At 70.8% G+C, this 17,863-nt stretch carries 15 protein-coding genes; 7 read left to right on the forward strand and 8 right to left on the reverse strand.

Annotation, left to right across the window (positions count from 1 at the left end; translation table 11 throughout):
* Positions 1-96: 96 nt before the first annotated feature.
* From ACWEMY_RS00330 to ACWEMY_RS00340, 3 genes are read left to right on the forward strand one after another with little or no spacing between them, the layout of a single operon-like run.
* Positions 97-690 (forward strand): biotin transporter BioY, encoded by a 594-nt coding sequence (locus tag ACWEMY_RS00330; protein ID WP_375929081.1) that lies wholly within the window; start codon positions 97-99, stop codon positions 688-690.
* A 9-nt stretch (positions 691-699) separates the two neighbouring features.
* A complete protein-coding gene (locus ACWEMY_RS00335; protein WP_452388238.1) occupies positions 700-1,380 on the forward strand; it encodes an energy-coupling factor ABC transporter ATP-binding protein in 681 nt (226 codons plus the stop codon).
* Complete coding sequence (locus ACWEMY_RS00340) at positions 1,377-1,979, forward strand: energy-coupling factor transporter transmembrane component T family protein (RefSeq protein ID WP_452388239.1); 603 nt, start codon at positions 1,377-1,379, stop codon at positions 1,977-1,979. The genes ACWEMY_RS00335 and ACWEMY_RS00340 overlap by 4 nt, the downstream gene beginning before the upstream one ends.
* 30 nt (positions 1,980-2,009) lie before the next feature.
* Here the strand turns inward: ACWEMY_RS00340 and ACWEMY_RS00345 are convergent, their stop codons facing one another.
* The 5 genes from ACWEMY_RS00345 to ACWEMY_RS00365 all read right to left on the reverse strand — a co-directional run bounded on the left by ACWEMY_RS00345 (position 2,010) and on the right by ACWEMY_RS00365 (position 8,611).
* Positions 2,010-2,564 (reverse strand): hypothetical protein, encoded by a 555-nt coding sequence (locus tag ACWEMY_RS00345; protein ID WP_452388240.1) that lies wholly within the window; start codon positions 2,562-2,564, stop codon positions 2,010-2,012.
* 156 nt (positions 2,565-2,720) lie between these two features.
* Positions 2,721-3,923 (reverse strand): adenosylmethionine decarboxylase, encoded by a 1,203-nt coding sequence (gene speD, locus ACWEMY_RS00350; protein WP_452388241.1) that lies wholly within the window; start codon positions 3,921-3,923, stop codon positions 2,721-2,723.
* Between the two features lie 7 nt (positions 3,924-3,930).
* Positions 3,931-5,037: a type III PLP-dependent enzyme gene (locus ACWEMY_RS00355; protein WP_375929071.1), complete on the reverse strand. Its 1,107-nt coding sequence runs from the start codon at positions 5,035-5,037 to the stop codon at positions 3,931-3,933.
* Between the two features lie 104 nt (positions 5,038-5,141).
* Positions 5,142-7,640, reverse strand: coding sequence for a DEAD/DEAH box helicase (locus ACWEMY_RS00360; RefSeq protein ID WP_452388242.1), 2,499 nt, complete (start codon positions 7,638-7,640; stop codon positions 5,142-5,144).
* A gap of 26 nt (positions 7,641-7,666) precedes the next feature.
* Positions 7,667-8,611, reverse strand: coding sequence for a proteasome assembly chaperone family protein (locus tag ACWEMY_RS00365; RefSeq protein WP_336081751.1), 945 nt, complete (start codon positions 8,609-8,611; stop codon positions 7,667-7,669).
* Positions 8,612-8,804: 193 nt separating this feature from the next.
* On the opposite strand from ACWEMY_RS00365, the gene ACWEMY_RS00370 reads away from it, so the two are divergent.
* Together ACWEMY_RS00370 and ACWEMY_RS00375 are read left to right on the forward strand one after the other, a co-directional pair.
* Positions 8,805-9,527 carry a sensor domain-containing protein gene (locus ACWEMY_RS00370; protein ID WP_452388243.1) on the forward strand — a complete coding sequence of 241 codons (723 nt, stop codon included), beginning with the start codon at positions 8,805-8,807 and terminating at the stop codon, positions 9,525-9,527.
* A gap of 150 nt (positions 9,528-9,677) precedes the next feature.
* Positions 9,678-10,844 carry a DUF4192 domain-containing protein gene (locus ACWEMY_RS00375; RefSeq protein ID WP_452388244.1) on the forward strand — a complete coding sequence of 389 codons (1,167 nt, stop codon included), beginning with the start codon at positions 9,678-9,680 and terminating at the stop codon, positions 10,842-10,844.
* A gap of 16 nt (positions 10,845-10,860) precedes the next feature.
* On the opposite strand, the gene galE is transcribed toward ACWEMY_RS00375, so the two are convergent.
* Positions 10,861-11,841, reverse strand: a complete 981-nt coding sequence (galE, locus tag ACWEMY_RS00380; protein ID WP_452388245.1) for a UDP-glucose 4-epimerase GalE — start codon at positions 11,839-11,841, stop codon at positions 10,861-10,863.
* Between the two features lie 3 nt (positions 11,842-11,844).
* Positions 11,845-12,531: a metal-dependent transcriptional regulator gene (locus ACWEMY_RS00385; RefSeq protein ID WP_375929061.1), complete on the reverse strand. Its 687-nt coding sequence runs from the start codon at positions 12,529-12,531 to the stop codon at positions 11,845-11,847.
* A gap of 129 nt (positions 12,532-12,660) precedes the next feature.
* On the opposite strand from ACWEMY_RS00385, the gene ACWEMY_RS00390 reads away from it, so the two are divergent.
* Both ACWEMY_RS00390 and ACWEMY_RS00395 read left to right on the forward strand, forming a co-directional pair.
* Positions 12,661-13,902 carry an acetoin utilization protein AcuC gene (locus ACWEMY_RS00390; RefSeq protein WP_452388246.1) on the forward strand — a complete coding sequence of 414 codons (1,242 nt, stop codon included), beginning with the start codon at positions 12,661-12,663 and terminating at the stop codon, positions 13,900-13,902.
* Positions 13,895-16,651, forward strand: a complete 2,757-nt coding sequence (locus ACWEMY_RS00395) for a bifunctional acetate--CoA ligase family protein/GNAT family N-acetyltransferase (RefSeq protein ID WP_452388247.1) — start codon at positions 13,895-13,897, stop codon at positions 16,649-16,651. The genes ACWEMY_RS00390 and ACWEMY_RS00395 overlap by 8 nt, the downstream gene beginning before the upstream one ends.
* 115 nt (positions 16,652-16,766) lie before the next feature.
* Here ACWEMY_RS00395 and ACWEMY_RS00400 read toward each other — a convergent pair whose 3' ends face one another.
* Positions 16,767-17,735, reverse strand: a complete 969-nt coding sequence (locus tag ACWEMY_RS00400; RefSeq protein WP_022566390.1) for a sigma-70 family RNA polymerase sigma factor — start codon at positions 17,733-17,735, stop codon at positions 16,767-16,769.
* Between the last annotated feature and the right edge of the window lie 128 nt (positions 17,736-17,863).

Genomic DNA, 17,863 nt, shown 5'->3' on the forward strand with positions numbered 1-17,863 from the left:
CCAACCCCCGAATCCTAGTCGATCTTCGCCGACCGCGAAATCCTCTCCGGGCAGCTGGGCTGCTATTTTGAACATCGTTCAATTCTGTTGTGAAGGATGTCTGCGGTGCCCGAAGTCGACAATGCCCCCAAGTCAGCGGCCGGATTCGCCGCCAGGGATCTGGCCCAGATCGCGGTGTTCGCGGGGCTGATCGCCGCCCTCGGCCTGCCCGGCGCGATCACCGTGGGCTTCAGCGGCGTGCCCATCACCCTGCAGACCCTCGGCGTGATCCTCACCGGCGCGGTACTGGGCGCGCGCAAGGGCACCGCCGCGGTGCTCGTGTTCATCGCGCTGACCATGATCGGCCTGCCGCTGCTGTCCGGTGGCCGCACGGGCCTGACCGCGCTGGCCTCGCCGACCGCCGGCTACCTGCTCGGCTGGATTCCCGCCACGCTGGTGATCGGCCTGCTCACCGCCGCGATCCTGCCGAAGTACCCGCTCGTGCTCGGTCTGCTGGTCAACGCGCTGGGCGGCATCGTGATCATCTACCTGTGCGGCACGATCGGGCTGCTGATCCGCACCGATCTGGGCGTGTGGGCGGCGGTGTCGACCAACTTCGCCTTCGTGCCCGGCGACCTGGCCAAGGTCGTGATCGCCACCGTGGTGGCCAAGGGCGTGCACCGTGCCTATCCGGGACTGATCCGTGGCTGAGCGGGTCGCGTGAGCGAGATCGTCGTCGCCGGGGTCGGGCACCGCTTCGGTGAGCGGACCGTGCTGCGCGGAATCGACCTGCGGATCACCGAACGCCGGGTCGGCCTGATCGGGGCCAACGGGTCGGGCAAGTCGACGCTGGCCCGGATGTTCAACGGCCTGCTGGCGCCGTCGACGGGCACGGTCACCGTCGACGGGATCGACGCCGCGCGCAAGGGCGCCCAGGTGCGGCGCAAGGTCGGTTTCGTCTTCACCGATCCCGACACCCAGATCGTGATGCCGACCGTCGGCGAGGACCTGGCCTTCTCGCTGCGGCGCAGCGGCCTGACCAAGGCCGAGATCGCCGAGCGGGTGGCCCGGATGCTCGACCGTTTCGGCCTGGCCGGGCACGCCGATCACCCCGCCCACCTGCTCTCCGGCGGTCAGAAGCAGCTGCTGGCCATCGGCTCGGCGCTGATCCGCGAGCCCGAGGTGCTCGTCGCCGACGAGCCGACCACCCTGCTGGACCTGCGCAATGCCCGGCGGGTGTCGGCGGCGCTGAACTCGCTGGATCAGCAGGTGATCGTGGTGACCCATCAGCTCGCGCTGCTCGACGGTTTCGATCGGGTCATCGTGCTCGACGACGGCGCGGTCGCCTTCGACGGCACCCCCGCCGACGCGGTGGACGCCTACCGCCTGCTCGTCGCATGATCGGGCTCTACCAGCCCGGTGACTCGCCGCTGCACCGGCTGCCCGCCGGGGTGAAACTGCTGGGGCTGGTCCTGGCGATCGTCACCATGACGGTGTTCGTGCGCGATCTGCCCGGCGTCGCGGCGGTCGTGCTCGCGGTGGTCGCTCTGTTCGCGCTCGCGCGGATCTCCTGGCGGGTGGCGCTGGCCCAGTTGCGGCCGGTGCTGTGGATGACGGTGATCATCGGGGTGTTCCAGCTGCTCACCACCTCACCCACCCGCGCCGTGGTGGTGTGCGCGGTGCTGCTCGTCTCGGTCGCGCTAGCGGCCCTGGTCACCATGACGACCCGGGTCACCGACCTGCTCGACGCGCTCATCCGGGCCCTGCGCCCGCTGCGCCGAATCGGGGTCGACCCGGAGCGGACCGCGCTGCTGCTGGCCCTGGCCATCCGCTGTGTGCCGCTGCTGGCCCAGATCGTGCACGAGGTCGCCGAGGCCCGGCGCGCCCGCGGGGTCGGCTGGTCGGCGACCGCCCTGCTCACCCCGGTCCTGGTGCGGGCGCTGCGGACCGCCGACGCGATGGGTGAGGCGCTGGCCGCGCGCGGCGTCGACGACGACTGACGGCGCGGTGTGTGCCCGCCGGTCGCGTGCTCAGGCCGGACCGTCGAACGGGACCGAGGCGTCCAGGGCGAACCAGCCCATCGGCACCCGCTTGGCCCCGGTCAGGAAGTAGCTCGGACCGAGCCACAGATCCGGTTCGATCTCGCGCAGCTCGTCGTAGATGCGGCGCGCCGGTCGGCGTGATCCCACGCGCGGGTCGTCGTAGTCGAACAGCACCGCCGCCCGGCCGTCGATCACCGAATCACCCACCCTCGCCACGAAATTCAGCGCGCGTACACCGCCGAGCACGCGGAAGACGTTGTGCCCCAACGCGGTGCCGTCATCGAGATGACGCAGCGATTTCGCCACCCAGAAATAGGACGGCCGCGCCATCAGCGGGCCGAGCACGCGCTCGGCGGCGCCGGGGAACGACCGCATCGACACATCGCCGTCCAGGCGCGCGAAGTCGGCGGCCGAGGTCGCGGGAGCCCGGTCGAACAGCGCGCGGAACGTCGCGACGCCCGCCGCGGACAGCCCGTCCAGGCGGGGACGGTGATCGGAGGGGCGGCGCACCGGCATCAGGCCGGCGGCGGACAACGGTGTCATGGGACGACTCGATTCTGCTCGAAGCGGTGCACTTCGCATGGTGCCAACATCCGGTGCCCCGCGGCACCGGATTCACGGATCGGCGGGCGAGTCCCGGCAACGACGAAGGCGGTGACCCGGATTGTCCGGATCACCGCCTTCGGTGTCGTCGTGCGCTCAGCGGCGCAGGGCGTAGGGCTCGATCGCGCCGCGCTCGAGTGCCCGCGCGTCGATGGTCTCGGCGCGGTAGGGGAGCAGGGCCAGCCGGTCGGTCATGCCGCGCACCGGGTCGTCGATCTTCTCGTTCAGGCCGAACAGGAAGGTCCACTCGTGCTCGTCGCTGCCGTAGGGCACCACGGTGGCGAACTGCTCGTGGAACCGGCCCCACGAACGCTCGAGGGTCTCGTTGCGCCACATGGTCGCGCACCCGGCCTGGGCCGACAGCACACCGCCGGGAGCCAGCAGCGCCTTACATCGGGACAGGAACTCCGCCTCGTAGAGCCGGTTGTGCTGGGCGTCCTCGACGCGCTCGTCGGGCAGGTCGATGACGATCACGTCGTAGCGGGTGCCCGCCTCCTGCGCCTTGGCCAGGAAGTCCCAGCCGTCGGCGTAGTGCACGTGCACCGGGCCCTCGCCCGCCACGGCCGCGGCCAGCTCCTGCGGGGTGTAGCCGTAGGGCAGGTGCCGCGCGCACAGCTCGACCTCGCGCTGGTCGATGTCGACGTGGTCGACCAGGCTCGCCCCGGCCGCCACCGACATCTGCGAGGCCACACCCTCGCCGGAACCGATGATCAGCACCCGGTCCAGCTTCTCGGCCAGCACGAACGCCGGGACCATCATGGCCTCGTGGTAGGTGAGCTGGGAGAACTCGGTGGACTGTCGGTCGTCGTCGGAGAACAGGGAGATGCCCTGATCGGTGCGCGCGATCACCATGTGCTGGAACGGGGTGTTCGTGTCCACGATCACCTCGTGCAGATCCCAGATCCGGGTCAGGCCGTCGCCCACCGGTTCGTAGATCTTCTCGGCACCGTGGCCGCGCTGGACGACCTTCATCCGAACGTCCTTGGGAGACAACTTGTCTCGCAGGAGTTCCACCGCCTTCGTCGCGCCCGCGCCGATGCTGCCGCAGGTGAAGACGTCGACGAAGATGTCGCCGGACTCCGGATAGGTGTGAATCGAGGCGTGGGACTCCGACAACAGGGCGAGGACGGTCACCCCCTGCGGATCGAACTTTTTGTGAACGACATCGCAGATGGTGACGCCCGCCGCGATCAGAGACTCACGCAACGCCGATTCGAGTCGTTCGAGATCGTCACACAGGTCTGTGTCGACACCACCGAACTCGGCCAGCACGTGCCAGCCGGTGAATTCCGCCGTCATGGCAAACTCACTCTCGCTCAGCGCCCGAGACATGAACGGTCAAGGGCGGAAAACCATTGAAGGACACCGACGAATAACTCGCGGTATAGGCGCCGGTGTCGAGGATCTGGATCTGATCACCGGCTCGCAACGTGGTCGGCAGAAGGACCTTCGTGCGTTGATACAGTACATCGTCGCCGTCGCAGGTCGGACCCGCGACCACCGCCTCCGACACCGGATCGCCGTCGCGATCGGTGACGAAGCGATAGGCGATGTACTCGTTCTCCGTCTCGGCCATACCGTTGTAGCGGCCGATGTCGAGATACACCCAGCGCCGTCCGTCCGGCGCGAATCGCACGCCGACGACCTCGGCGTGAATCGTGCCCGCGTCGCCCACCAGCGCCCGGCCCGGTTCGACGATCAAGGCGGTGTCGGCGGGCAGGAACCGCGCGGCGGCCGCGCGCATCGCGGCCGTGATCGCGGACAGCTCCGGCGCCGCGTCGGCATACGAGATCGGCAGTCCGCCACCGACATTCACCGCCGGGACGGTGATGTCCTTGGCCGCCAGCGCGCTCACGATCTGCCCGGCCTGCTCGATCCCGATCCGCCAGGCGGCCGGATCGAGCTGCTGGGAGCCGACATGGAAGTAGGGGCCGCCGACGGCCAGGCCGAGATCGCGGGCGCGCACCAGCAGGCGCAGCGCCTCGGCGGGCGCGCAGCCGAACTTGGTGCCGAACGGGGTGCGCGACTGCGGGGCCGAGGACAGGAACCGGCACTCGACCTCGGAGCCGGGCGCGTGCTCGGCGATCCGGGTGAGGTCGTCCTCGGTGTCGAAGGCGTAGCGGCGCACACCGAGGGCGAAGGCGCGCGCGATGTGGGCGCTCTTCTTGATCGGGTTGCCGTAGCACAGCGTCGCCGGGTCGATGCCCAGGCGCAGGCACTGGTCGATCTCGCCGAGGCTGGCGACGTCGAACTCCGCGCCCTCGTCCGCGAGCAGGGTGAGGAGCTCGTCGACCGGTGCCGCCTTCACCGCGTACCTGATCCGGGTGCCCGGTGCCGCCAGTGCGGCGTCGAGGGCTCGGTAGTTGGCACGTACCCGTTCGGGGTAGATGACAAGGTACGGGGATTCGGGCATAGTTGAACTTTCGGTCGGCGGCCGGGAGAGAGTATCAGCGGCGCCTACCCAAAAACGAATCCGTCAAACATTCGTCATATGGGTCCATGCGGATCCGGTATGACTCACCCCGCCGAGACTGTGACCTCGTCGAACACGACCTCGCCCGCGGCATCGGACTCGTCGAGATCCACGATCGCCGTCAGCGCCCAGCCGTGGTCGCCGGCGGGGTCGTCGAGCACCTGGCGCACGTGCCAGAAGCCGGGACGCTTCTCCACTTGGAACAGCTGCGGCCCGCGCGCGTCCGGACCGGTGCCGAGCGTGTCGTACTCGTCGAAATAGGGCGCCAGGTCCTCGGCCCAGTCGGTGCCGGGGGCGAGTTCGTCCAGTTCGTCCCAGCGTTGCCGCGACGCCAGTTCCACCCGGCGGAACATGGCATTGCGCACCATCACCCGGAAGGCGCGTTCGTTGGCCGAGATCGGGCGCACCGCCTCGGCGCCGAAGGCGACCTGCTCGGTGTCGGTCTCCGCGCCCGGGTTGGTGAGCTGTTCCCATTCGTCGAGCAGGCTCGAGTCGACCTGGCGGATCAGCTCGCCGAGCCATTCGGTGAGGTCGTCGAGTTCGTCGGTGCGCGCGGCCTCGGGCACGGTGCGCCGCAGCGCGCGGTAGGCGTCGGCCAGATAGCGCAGTACCACGCCCTCCGAGCGTGCCAGCTCGTAGAACGAGATGAGCTCGGCGAAGGTCATCGCGCGCTCGATCATGTCGCGCACCACCGACTTCGGCGACGGCGCGAACTCCGAGACCCACGGGTGCCCCGCGCGATAGGTCTCGAAGGCGGGCTCGATCAGCTCGGCCAGCGGCTTGGGCCAGGTGACCTCTTCCAGGAGCTCCATGCGCTCCTCGTATTCGATGCCGTCGGCCTTCATCTCGGCCACCGCGGCGCCCCGGGCCTTGTGCTGCTGGGCCATCAGCAGCTGACGCGGGTCCTCGAGGGTCGCCTCGATCAGCGACACGACATCGAGGGTGTAGGTGGGGCTCTCGCGGTCGAGCAGTTCGAAGGCGGCCAGCGCGAACGGCGACAGCGGCTGGTCGAGTGCGAAGTCGCGCTGCAGGTCGACGGTGAGCCGGGCCATCCGGCCCTGGGCGTCGGGTTCGGAGAGCTGTTGCACCACACCGGCATCGCGCAGCGCGCGGTAGAGCCGGATGGCGCGCAGGATGTGCCTGCGCTGGGCGGGGCGCGGCTCGTGATTGTCCTCGAGCAGGTGCCGCATGGCGTCGAAGCAGTTGCCGGGGCGGGCGATCACATTGAGCAGCAGCGAGTTCGTCACCGTGAACCGCGAGACCATCGGCTCGGGTTGCGCGGTGACCAGCCGGTCGAAGGTCTCCTCGCTCCAGGACACGAAACCCTCGGGTGGCTTGCGGCGCTGGACTTTTCGCTGTTTCTTGGGATCGTCGCCCGCCTTGGCGAGCAGGCGCGCGTTCTCCACCTCGTGCTCGGGGGCCTGCACCACCACGGTGCCCATGGTGTCGAACCCGGCGCGCCCGGCGCGTCCGGCGATCTGGTGGAACTCGCGGGCCTTGAGCCTGCGGGTGCGCACGCCGTCGTATTTGGTGAGCCCGGTCAGCAGCACGGTGCGGATCGGGACATTGATGCCGACGCCGAGGGTGTCGGTGCCGCACACCACCTTCAGCAGCCCGTCCTGGGCCAGCTTCTCCACCAGCCTGCGGTACTTGGGCAGCATGCCCGCGTGGTGCACGCCGATACCGTGGCGGATCAGGCGCGAGAGCGTCTTGCCGAAGCCCGCCGCGAAGCGGAACTCGCCGATGGCTGCGGCGATCGCGTCCTTCTCGGCGCGGGAGGCGAAGTTCACACTGGTCAGCGCCTGGGCGCGCTCGAGGGCGGCCGCCTGGGTGAAGTGCACGACATACACCGGCGCCTGATGGGTGGTGACCAGCTCTTCGAGGGTCTCGGTGATGGGGGTGCGCACGTAGGAGAACGTCAGCGGGACCGGGCGCTCGGTGCCGGCGACGACCGCGGTACTGCGGCCGGTCCGGCGCTCCAGGTCGGTGGCGAAGAAATCGACCTCGCCCAGCGTGGCCGACATCAGCAGGAACTGCGCGCGTGGCAGCTCGACGATCGGCACCTGCCACGCCCAGCCGCGGTCGGGGTCGGCGTAGAAGTGGAATTCGTCCATCACCACCTGGCCCACCTCGGCGGCCGCGCCCTCGCGCAGGGCCAGGTTGGCCAGGATCTCGGCGGTCGCGCAGATGATCGGGGCGTCGGCGTTGACCGCGGCGTCACCGGTGACCATGCCGACGTTCTCCGCGCCGAACACCTCGCACAGCGCGAAGAACTTCTCGCTGACCAGCGCCTTGATCGGCGCGGTGTAGTAGCTGCGCTGCCCGTTGGCCATGGCGAACAGGTGCGCGCCGACCGCGACGAGCGATTTGCCCGACCCGGTCGGCGTCGCCAGGATGACATTGGCGCCCGAGGCCAGCTCCATCAGCGCCTCGTCCTGCGCCGGATACAGGGTGGTGCCCTGCTCGTCGGCCCACAGCGCGAACGACTCGTAGAGGGCGTCGGCGTCGGTCCCGGGAATGTCGAGCAGGTCGGTCAGATCCACTCCGACCACCCTAGTGGGTCGGGTGCTCAGTCCTTGCCGTCGGCGGCGGTGTCGCCGTAACCGCCCTGTTCGGCCAGGAAACGCTCGAACTCGGCGCCCAGTTCGTCGCCGCTGGGCAGCTCGCCGTCACCGGCCAGCAAACTCGACTGGCCCTCTTGCGCGGTCACGAAGCTGTCGTACTGGCGTTCCAGCGCGTGGACCACCGTCTCGACCTCCTCGTTGCCGGCGATGTGCTCGGCGACCTGCTCGCGCACCCGCGCCGCGGCCTCGCCCAGCGCCGCCAGCGGCAGCTCCAGGCCGGCGTTCTCGGCGACGTTCTCGAGCAGCGTCTGGGCGGCCTCGGGATAGTCGGTCTGGGCCAGGTAGTGCGGCACGTGCACCGAGAACCCGACCGATTCGTGCCCGTGCTGGGCCATCCGGAACTCCAGCAGCGAGGAGGCGCTGCCCGGCACCTGCAGCTCGCCGGGCCAGCGCTGATGCTCGCCGATCAGCGACCGGTCCGAGGAGTGCGCGGTCACGCCCAGCGGACGGGTGTGCGGAATGGCCATCGGGATGGCCGACAGGCCGATCGTGCGCCGCACACCGAGCTGTTCGGCCAGCAGCCGCACCGCGGTGGTGAACTTCTCCCAGCGCAGATCCGGCTCCAGGCCGGACAGCAGCAGGAACGGGGTGCCCGCGGTATCGCGCAGCGCCCACAGGTTCAGCTCGGGCTCGGCGTAATCGGAGAAATGGTCGGTCTTGAACGTCATCAGCGGACGGCGCGAGCGGTAATCGAGCAGCTCGTCGACGTCGAAGGAGGCGACGAGCTCGGATTCGAGGCTCTCGCGCAGGTGTGTGGTCGCCAAGCGGACGGCGTGTCCGGCGTCGGTGAAGCCTTCCAGGCCGTGGACCAGTACCGGGCCCGCACCGTCGTCCGAGGACAGCTGCGGTGCCGGGAACTCCAGCTCGTACATGTGCGACTGGTCATCCATCGCGGTTCTCCTTCCTGCGCGGTCCACCATCGCTCGCGGCGGGGGAGGCGTTCTCCATTGTCCCCCATACGAGCACTCGCCCTGCACACGGCCGGAGGACGGCTCGTCTCCGAGGGTCAACAGCGTGCGGCGCCCTCGAATTCCCGGCGTGGCGGCCGCGGCCGGATCCACGCCGTGCGGCACAGTGGAACGTGTGAACGTGGTGGAGACGACACCGGGCCGTGCGCTGTGGATCGCGCGCGGGCTGCTGGGCGGCCTGGCCGTCGGCGCGGTCGCGGTGCTGGCGGGATGCGGTCAGAGCGTCAGCGGCACGCCGGTGGCCGGCAGCGCGGTCGCCGTGCAGCACGTCGAGGGCGCGCTCGCCGATCTGCTGCCCGCCCCGGACCGGTTCCCGGCTCGCTATCCCGCGGTCGTGCTCCCGCCGCAGGCGGCCGCGGCGGCGGTCGGCGACCTCGACGGCGTGGGCGCCGGTGCGACCGTGCGACCGGCCACGTGCACCCCGCCCGAACCCGAACCCGGTGCCGAACCGGCCGCGGTGGCCGTCGGCAACGACGACGCCACCAGGACCTCGCTGACGGTCGAACTGTCGCGGACCACGGAAACGCTGGGCGAACTGCGCGCGCGGCTCGTCGGCTGCGAGCAGATCCGGGTCAGCCGGGCCGGGGCGGAATCGGTGGTGTCCACGACAGTCGGCGCGACGGTGCCCGAGGGTGCCGACGACGCGGTGTCGTTGCGCCGCACCGTGGTTCCCGAGGTGGGCGGCGCCGGGCTGACCCAGACCATGCAGACCTCGGTCGGCCAACTCGGTGATGTGCGAATCACGGTGACGTCCATGACATTCGGCGATACGGCGCCGGACGCGGCCGCGGTGGACGAGCTGTTCGCGACCACCGTGCGCTCGGTGCGCGGCGAGTGAGCCGGGCCTCTACCACGCCGGTCCGACAGATCCGTCCGGCCGCACGGGCTCGTACACCCGGTGTTCCACAGGCGAACCGCTGTCCACAGGGCAACTGAAAGCCCTGGTCGCGCAGACGGGATCGTGGTAGGCGCGGCGCACTGTGGAGCCATGACCTCTTCGACGAACTCGCCCCGCCGGACCCTGCGCACCGGCCCCTTCCCCCGGGCGCTCACCTGCGCCGAATCGACCCCCGTCTATCCCGGTGAGATACCGCGCAGGCTGCTGCGGGTGGCGGACGCGGGCGACCTGATCGCCGCGCTCCCCGCCATGCTGGGTTTCGTTCCCGAACGTTCCCTGGTCGTCGCCGTCCTGCACGGGCCGGGCCAGGTGGGTGGGGCGGCGATCGAGGCCGTCGTCCGCTTCGATCTCGACGGCGCGGGCGATCCCCGCCACATCGAGCAGTTCACCGCCTGCGTGAGTGGGGTGGTGGTCCGGGAACAGGGGACGGGGGTGCTGGCGATCGTCGTCGACGATCGCGCGCCGTCCTCGGCGGCGGCGCTGCTGCGGACCGCGGTGCTGCTGGACGCGCTCGGCGCCGAGGGGATCGCGGTGCGCGGTGCCTGGTCGGTGCCCGCCATCGCGGCCGGTCAGCGGTACCGCAATCTGTTCGAGCCGGGCGCGGACGGCTGTGTCGGCGACCCGGCGGCCTCGATGATCGCGGTGTCGCAGGTGCTCGACGGCAGGCAGATCCGCCGCTCACGCACCGAATTGACGGCCTTGGTCGCGGCCGACGAGCTGCGCTGCGCGCGGCTGCGGCCACTGCTCGACCCCGCGGTCCAGCACTATCGCGACCGGCTGGCCGCCGCGCAGCGGTCCGGTCAGGGGCCCGCCTTCCAGCGGCGCGCGCTGGAATGGGTGCTCTGGCAGATCGCCGACACCGAATCCGGGGTGCCCCGCGACGAGCGGGAACTGGCACGGCTGGCCGCCACGCTGCGCGACCGGCCGATCCGCGACGCGATGTACGGGTTGGCGCTGGGCGATCACGCCGAGGCCGCCGAGCAGTTGTGGGCGCAGCTGGCCCGGGCGACACCGGGCGCCGACCGGGCCGAAGCCGCCGCGCTGCTGGGCTTCAGCGCCTATCTGCGCGGGGACGGCCCGTTCGCCGGCATCGCGCTGGCCGCCGCGGTCGACGCCGACGCCACCCATCCGATGGCGGTCCTGCTCGAGACCTCGCTGCAGAGCGGGCTGCGCCCCGAAAGCCTGCGCAAGCTCGCCCACTGCGGTCACCAGATCGCCGCCGATCTCGGCGTCGACATCGGCCCGGTCGAGCCGTGAATCCGCGCCGCGGCGATCAGCGGGCGCTGTGCGCCGCGTCGCCCAGCGAACGCAGGAATTCCCAGGCGTCGGTGACGATCTCGTCGAGATCGTTGTGCTCGGGCCGCCAGCCCAGCTCGGCCACGGCACGCTCGCTCGAGGCGATCAGCACGGCCGGATCGCCAGCGCGGCGCGGGGCGTCGATCGCCTCGATCGGCAGACCGGTCACCCGCTCGCAGGCCGAGATCACCTCACGCACCGAGAAACCCGTGCCCGAACCCAGGTTGAGGATCCGGTGGCTGCCCGGCTGCGAGGAACCCAGCGCCAGCAGATGCGCCTGCGCCAGATCACGGATGTGGATGTAGTCACGCACGCACGTACCGTCGGCCGTCGGCCAGTCGGTGCCGTAGACCGAGATGGCCTTGCGATGCCCGAGGGCCACCTGCAACACCAGGGGGATCAGATGTGTTTCCACGACCCGGTTCTCACCGAGTCCGCCGTAGGCGCCCGCCACGTTGAAATAGCGCAGGCTCGTCGCCGCCAGACCGTGCGCCACCGCGTAGGAGGTGATGGCATGGTCGATCGCCAGTTTGCTCGCGCCGTACGGGTTGGTCGGGCGGGCGGGCGCGGTCTCGGTGATCGGCACCTGCTCCGGCTCGCCGTACACCGCGGCGGTGGAGGAGAACACCAGGCGCGGGGTAGCGGTCTCGCGGATCGCCTCGAGCAGCGTCAGCGTCTTGACCACGTTGCCGTGCCAGTACTTGGCGGGCTGTTCCACCGACTCGCCGACCAGCGACTGCGCCGCGAAATGCAGGACACCGTCGAAGGATTCGGCCCGCAGCAGCTCCGGGGCCGCGACCGCGATGTCGCCCTCGACGAACCGCGCGCCCGCGGGCACGCCCGCGGCGTTACCGGTCGACAGATCGTCGACGACGACCACCTCGTGGCCCTGTTCGAGCAGGACCGCGGCGCAGACGCCGCCCACATAGCCGGCTCCGCCGGTGACCAGGAGTTTCACGGATCAGACCAGCCTCACCTGGACGGCGTGCGCCATCTCCTCCGACAGCTCGAAACCGCTGTGTCCCGGCACCGTGATCAGCACCGCACCCGGCTTGGTCTCCACGGTGACACGCGCGTCGGGCACCACACCGGCCTCGCGCAGCCTGCCGATCACCTCGGGATCGGTCTGGATGTGCTCGGCGAGCCTGCGCACGACCACCGCGTGCAGCGAGCCGTTGGGCAGGTCCGAGAGCCGCACCAGGGTCTCCTCGGCGGCCGGGGCGTCACCGAGACCCAGTTCGTCGAGGCCGGGGATGGGGTTGCCGTAGGGGGAGGTGGTCGGGTGGTTGAGCACCTCGATCAGGCGCCGCTCCACCTCCTCGCTCATCACGTGCTCCCAGCGACACGCCTCGGCGTGCACGTTCTCCCAGTCCAGGCCGATGATGTCGACGAGCAACCGCTCGGCGAGCCGGTGCTTGCGCATCACCGCGATGGCCATGGCACGGCCCTTGTCGGTCAGTTCGAGGTGGCGGTCGCCCGCGACGAGCAGCAGTCCGTCGCGCTCCATCCGCGCGACTGTCTGGCTCACCGTCGGACCACTCTGCTCGAGTCGTTCGGCGATGCGCGCGCGCAGCGGCACGACGCCCTCCTCCTCGAGGTCGTAGATGGTACGGAGATACATCTCCGTGGTGTCGACCAGATCCTTCACCTGTTACCCCTTCGTCGGCAGGAATTCTACCCGCGCGCGAACACCTGTTCGCCCGCTGGACCGGCGGCCCTATTTCTACTGCATGTCAACGCCGCACGGGGTCCGCTGCTTCCGGCTAGCGTGGCGGGCATGGTCACATCGCCGCGCCGTGTCGACGCGGGCACCGTCGTCTGGACCGAGCGATTCCTCGGTTACACGTGGAGCCCGGAGCATCCGATGAAACCGGCGCGCCTGCAGTTCACCATGTCACTGGCCGAAAGTCTGGGCCTGCTCGACGGTGTCGAGCTGCTGACCCCCGGTGCGGCGACCCGCGCCGAACTCATGCGGGTACACACCAGTTCTTACATCGACGCGGTACGCCGGGCCGGATCGGGGCCACCCTCGGCCGAGGACACCCGGTACGGACTGGGCACCGCCGACAACCCGATCTTCCCCCGGATGCACGAGGCGGCCTCGGTGATCGTCGGCGGCACGCTGGCCGCGGCCGCGGAGATCGCGGCGGGCCGGACCCGGCGCGCGGTGAGCATCGGCGGCGGAATGCACCACGCCATGCCCGATTCGGCGGCGGGGTTCTGCGTCTACAACGACGCGGCGATCGCGATCTCGTGGCTGCTCGACCACGGCTTCGACCGCATCGCCTACCTCGATGTCGATGTCCACCACGGCGACGGCGTGCAACGCGCGTTCTACGGCGATCCCCGGGTGCTCACGATCTCGCTGCACCAGCATCCGGCGACGTTGTGGCCCAACACCGGCTGGCCGGAGGAGACCGGTGTGGGCGAGGCCGAGGGCACCGCGATCAATCTGCCGCTGCTGCCCGGCACCCGGGATGCCCAGTGGCTGCGCGGTTTCCACGCGGTGGTGCCCGGTGCGGTGGCCGCGTTCGGCCCGCAGATCATCGTCAGCCAGTGCGGGGTGGACACCCACCGGGAGGACCCGCTGGCCGATCTGGAACTCACCGTCGACGGCCAGCGCGCGGCCTTCCTGGCCATGCGTGAGCTCGCCGACCGCTACGCCGAGGGCCGCTGGCTGGCGATCGGCGGGGGCGGCTACGGGGTGGTCCGGGTGGTTCCGCGGGCCTGGACCCACCTGCTGGCCGCCGCGCTGGACCGGCCACTGGATCCGTCGACCCCGATCCCCACCGACTGGATCGACCAGGTGCGCGCGGTGGCCCCGCGCGTGCAACCACCCACGACCATGGGTGACGGGGGTGACACCGCCTACCGCCGCTGGGACGGGCCCGGCGGCACCCCCGAGATCGGTGACGCGGATCAGATCCGGGCCCAGCGCGCGGTCGACACCGCCATCACCGCCACCCGGCGCGCGAGCTTCGGTCTGCTCGGCCTGGACCCGGAGGATCCCCGTGACTGAGCCCCTGCTGCCCGACACCCCCGACACCCCGGCGAATCCGCCCGCGCCCCCGCCGCAGTGGTTCGGTGACGTGCTCGCCGCCGACGGTGGCGTGGTGCGGATCCGGCCCATCGTGCCCGCCGACGCCGAGGCGCTGGCCACCTTCCACACCGGCCTGTCCGAACGCACCCGGTATCTGCGCTATTTCGGTCCGTACCCGCGGATCTCGCCCAAGGACATGTACCGCACCACCCACGTGGACTACCACGACCGGGTCGGGCTGGTGGCGGTGCTCGGCGAGGCGATCATCGCCGTCGCCCGCTACGAGCTGCTGGATCGCCCCGGCCCGCGGGCCGCGGAGGTGGCCTTCGTCGTGGCCGACGAGCATCAGGGCCGCGGGCTCGGTTCGGTGCTGCTGGAACATCTCGCCGGCGCCGCGGCCGAGAACGAGGTGGTCGCCTTCGTGGCCGAGGTGCTGGCCGAGAACGAGGGCATGATCACCGTCTTCCGCGAGGCGGGCTACCAGTTGCAGCGCAGCCGCGACGGCGCCGAGGTGCACCTGGAATTCGCCATCGACCCCACCGAAGCGCTACGGACCGTACGGGATTCGCGGGAGGCGGCCTCCGAGGCGCGCAGCGTCGGCAACCTGCTGACCCCGGGCTCGGTCGCGGTCATCGGCGCCTCGCCCGAACCGGCCAGGGTCGGCGGCGCTGTGCTGGGCAACCTGCTGGCGGGTGGGTTCAGCGGGCCGGTCTACCCGGTGAACCCGAACCGGCGCTCGGTGCGCGGGGTGCGGGCCTACGCGACGGTGCGGGAGATCCCGGGCGAGGTGGACCTGGCCGTGGTCGCGGTGCCGCCCGCCGCGATCGGCTCGGTGCTCGACGACTGCATGGCCAAGGGTGTCAAGGGGCTGGTGGTGCTCACCGCCGGTTTCGGTGAGACCGGCGCCGACGGGCTGGCCGCCGAGCACGATCTGGTGGCCGCCGCGCGCGGGCACGGGATGCGGGTGGTCGGGCCCAGCGCGCTGGGGATCGCCAACACCGATCCCGCGATCGGGCTCAACGCCACGCTCGCCCCGGTGCTGCCCGAGCGGGGGCGCATCGGATTCTTCTGCCAGTCCGGGCCGCTCGGCGCGGCCATCCTGGGCGAGGCCGCGGCGCGCAACCTGGGCCTGTCGACCTTCGTCTCCGCGGGCAACCGCGCCGATGTCTCGGGCAACGACCTGCTGCAGTACTGGGACACCGCCGCCGACACCGAGGTGATCCTGCTCTACCTGGAGAGCTTCGGAAACCCGCGCAAGTTCTCCCGGCTGGCGCGGCGGGTGGCCCGCGGCAAACCGATCGTCGCGGTGAGCAGCGGCCGGCTCGCGGCGGGCGCGGACATGGACCGCACAGTGGTCCGGGACCTGTTCGCCCAGGCCGGGATCATCCAGGTCGACTCCATCTCCGAACTGTTCGACTGCGCGGCCCTGCTGGCCACCCAGCCGCTGCCGCGCGGGCCGCGGGTGGCGGTGATCGGCAACAGCGCCGCACTGAACTGGCTGGCCATCGACGCCGCGCACAGCGAAGGTCTGCGGGTGCACCGGCCCGCGACCCGCGTGGACCGTGGGCCCGGTGCCCGGCCGACCGAACGCGACGCCCACGCGGGTCACACGCACGCGGTGGGCGGACCGGTCGATCTGGGTCCCGAGGCCACCCCTGCCGACTATCGCGAGGCGGTGCAGGCGGCCCTGCGCAGCGAGGACGTGGACGCCGTCATCGCCGTCGTGGCCCCGCCGGTCCCGGTGCCGATGGGCGGTTTCGCCGACGCCCTGCGCGCGGCCGCGGCGTCGGCCCCCGGGCACGGCAAACCGATGCTGACGACCTTCGTCGCCGAATCGGGCATTCCGCGGTTGCTCGCCGTCCGTACGACGGGAGCCGCGCCCGCCCGTGGTTCGATCCCGTCCTATCCGGACCCCGAGCGCGCGGCCAGGGCGCTGGCCCGGGTCGAACGCTACGCGCGCTGGCGGGACCGGCCGGTGTCTCCGGTGCGGCGCCCGCCGGGCATCGACACCGCGGCGGCGGCCGCACTGGTGGAGGGCTGGCTGGCCGAATCGGGGGGACGCTGGCTCACCGACGACGAGGCGGTCCAGTTGCTGCGCTGCTACGGCATCGAGGTGGTGGCGTTCCGGGCGGTGCGCAGTGCCGAGGAGGCGGTCGCGGCCGCTGCCGAACTCGGTTATCCGGTCGCGGCCAAGGCCACCGGTGAGCTGTGGCGGCGCCGCCCCGATCTGCTCGGTGTCCGACTGGATCTCTGGGGTCCGGAGGCGGTGCGCCAGGCCTACACCGATCTGGTCGAGATCTGCGGCGATCCGCTGCTGCACGTGCAGCAGATGGCCACCAAGGGGGTGGGTTGTGTCCTGCGGGTCACCGACGATCCCTCGTTCGGTTCGGTCATCCAGTTCGGGCTCTCGGGCATGATCATCGACCTGCTGGGGGATCGCGCCTACCGGGCGCTACCGCTGACCGAGGAGGAGGCCTCCGCTCTGATCGACGCGCCCCGTGCGGCGCCGCTGCTCTCGGGTGGGGCGGGCGGTCCCGCGGTCGACAAGGCCGCCTTGGCCGAACTCGCGCAACGCATCTCGGCGTTGTTCGACGACCTGCCGCAGCTGCGTGAACTGTCCTGCGACCCGGTGCTGGCGGCGCCCGCCTCGGCGGAGATCATCTACGCCCGCGCGCGCATCGGCCCCGAGCCCAGCCGCTTCGACACCGGTCCGCGCCGGCTGGCCTGAGCGAGGGCGGGTCCGCGCACGGCAACGCCGACCGGCTCGCGGCCCTGGAGGGGGCGGGTCGCGGACACCGGTCGGCGTTTCGGAAGACGACCCCGCGGGGCCGTCGGGTCGGGGATCAGCTGGCGTAGGCGCGCAGGCGGTCGGCGCGCTCACCCTTGCGCAGCTTGGACATGACTTCGCGCTCGATCTGGCGCACCCGCTCGCGCGAGAGGCCGAACAGCTTGCCGATCTGGTCGAGGGTGCGCGGCTGGCCGTCGTCGAGGCCGAAGCGCAGGCGGATGACCTGCTGTTCGCGCTCGTCCAGGGTCGCCAGCACGCTGCGCACGTCGTGATGCAGCAGGCCCGCGATGACGGCGCTCTCGGCCGAGGTGGCCTCGGAGTCCTCGATGAAGTCGCCCAGCGGGGCTTCCTCGTCGTTGCCGACCGGCATGTCCAGGCTCACCGGGTCGCGGCTGTGGTCGAGCAGGTCGGCGATCTTCTCCACCGGGATGCCCGACTCGTTGGCCAGTTCGGCGTCGGTGGCCTCGCGGCCCAGCTGCTGGTGCAGTTCGCGCTTGATCCTGGCCAGCTTGTTCACCTGTTCCACCAGGTGCACGGGCAGGCGGATGGTGCGGCTCTGATCGGCCATGCCGCGGGTGATGGCCTGACGGATCCACCAGGTGGCGTAGGTGGAGAACTTGAAGCCCTTGGCGTAGTCGAACTTCTCCATGGCGCGGATCAGCCCGAGGTTGCCCTCCTGGATCAGGTCGAGCAACGGCATGCCGCGGCCGGTGTAGCGCTTGGCCAGCGAGACGACCAGGCGCAGGTTGGCCTCGAGCAGATGCGAGCGGGCTGCCTGCCCCTCGCGGACCAGAATCGCCAGGTCACGCTTGCGCGTCGCCGATAACCGCTTACCGGTCTCGAGCAGGTGCTGGGCATACAGGCCCGCCTCGATACGCTTGGCCAGCTCGACCTCGTCGGCCGCCGTGAGCAGTGCCGTGCGGCCGATCCCGTTCAGGTACACGCGTACCAGGTCGGCGGCGGGGCTCTGGGCGTCGATATCGGACTCGCTGGGGCGCACACGAGTAGTGGCGGGGCTTGTCATGACTTGCCTCCTGTCGGTGGTGTCTCACTCCGTTCAACGGAACCGACATAGGGAAAGTTCCCGATCCTGTCGGCGGTAAACAGCTCTGAGCTGCGGATTCCTACCCCGACGGCTGAGAAGTTCCTGAG

The sequence above is a fragment of the Nocardia sp. NPDC004415 genome (genome assembly GCF_053602435.1).

What these genes read in the sequence shown, in the direction of transcription:
- ACWEMY_RS00330 (WP_375929081.1), top strand. Translation starts at nt 97, where the DNA reads ATGTCTGCGGTGCCCGAAGTCGACAATGCCCCCAAGTCAGCGGCCGGA.
- ACWEMY_RS00340 (WP_452388239.1), top strand. Translation starts at nt 1,377, where the DNA reads ATGATCGGGCTCTACCAGCCCGGTGACTCGCCGCTGCACCGGCTGCCC.
- ACWEMY_RS00345 (WP_452388240.1), bottom strand. Translation starts at nt 2,564, where the DNA reads ATGACACCGTTGTCCGCCGCCGGCCTGATGCCGGTGCGCCGCCCCTCC.
- speD (WP_452388241.1), bottom strand. Translation starts at nt 3,923, where the DNA reads ATGACGGCGGAATTCACCGGCTGGCACGTGCTGGCCGAGTTCGGTGGT.
- ACWEMY_RS00355 (WP_375929071.1), bottom strand. Translation starts at nt 5,037, where the DNA reads ATGCCCGAATCCCCGTACCTTGTCATCTACCCCGAACGGGTACGTGCC.
- ACWEMY_RS00365 (WP_336081751.1), bottom strand. Translation starts at nt 8,611, where the DNA reads ATGGATGACCAGTCGCACATGTACGAGCTGGAGTTCCCGGCACCGCAG.
- ACWEMY_RS00375 (WP_452388244.1), top strand. Translation starts at nt 9,678, where the DNA reads ATGACCTCTTCGACGAACTCGCCCCGCCGGACCCTGCGCACCGGCCCC.
- ACWEMY_RS00390 (WP_452388246.1), top strand. Translation starts at nt 12,661, where the DNA reads ATGGTCACATCGCCGCGCCGTGTCGACGCGGGCACCGTCGTCTGGACC.
- ACWEMY_RS00400 (WP_022566390.1), bottom strand. Translation starts at nt 17,735, where the DNA reads ATGACAAGCCCCGCCACTACTCGTGTGCGCCCCAGCGAGTCCGATATC.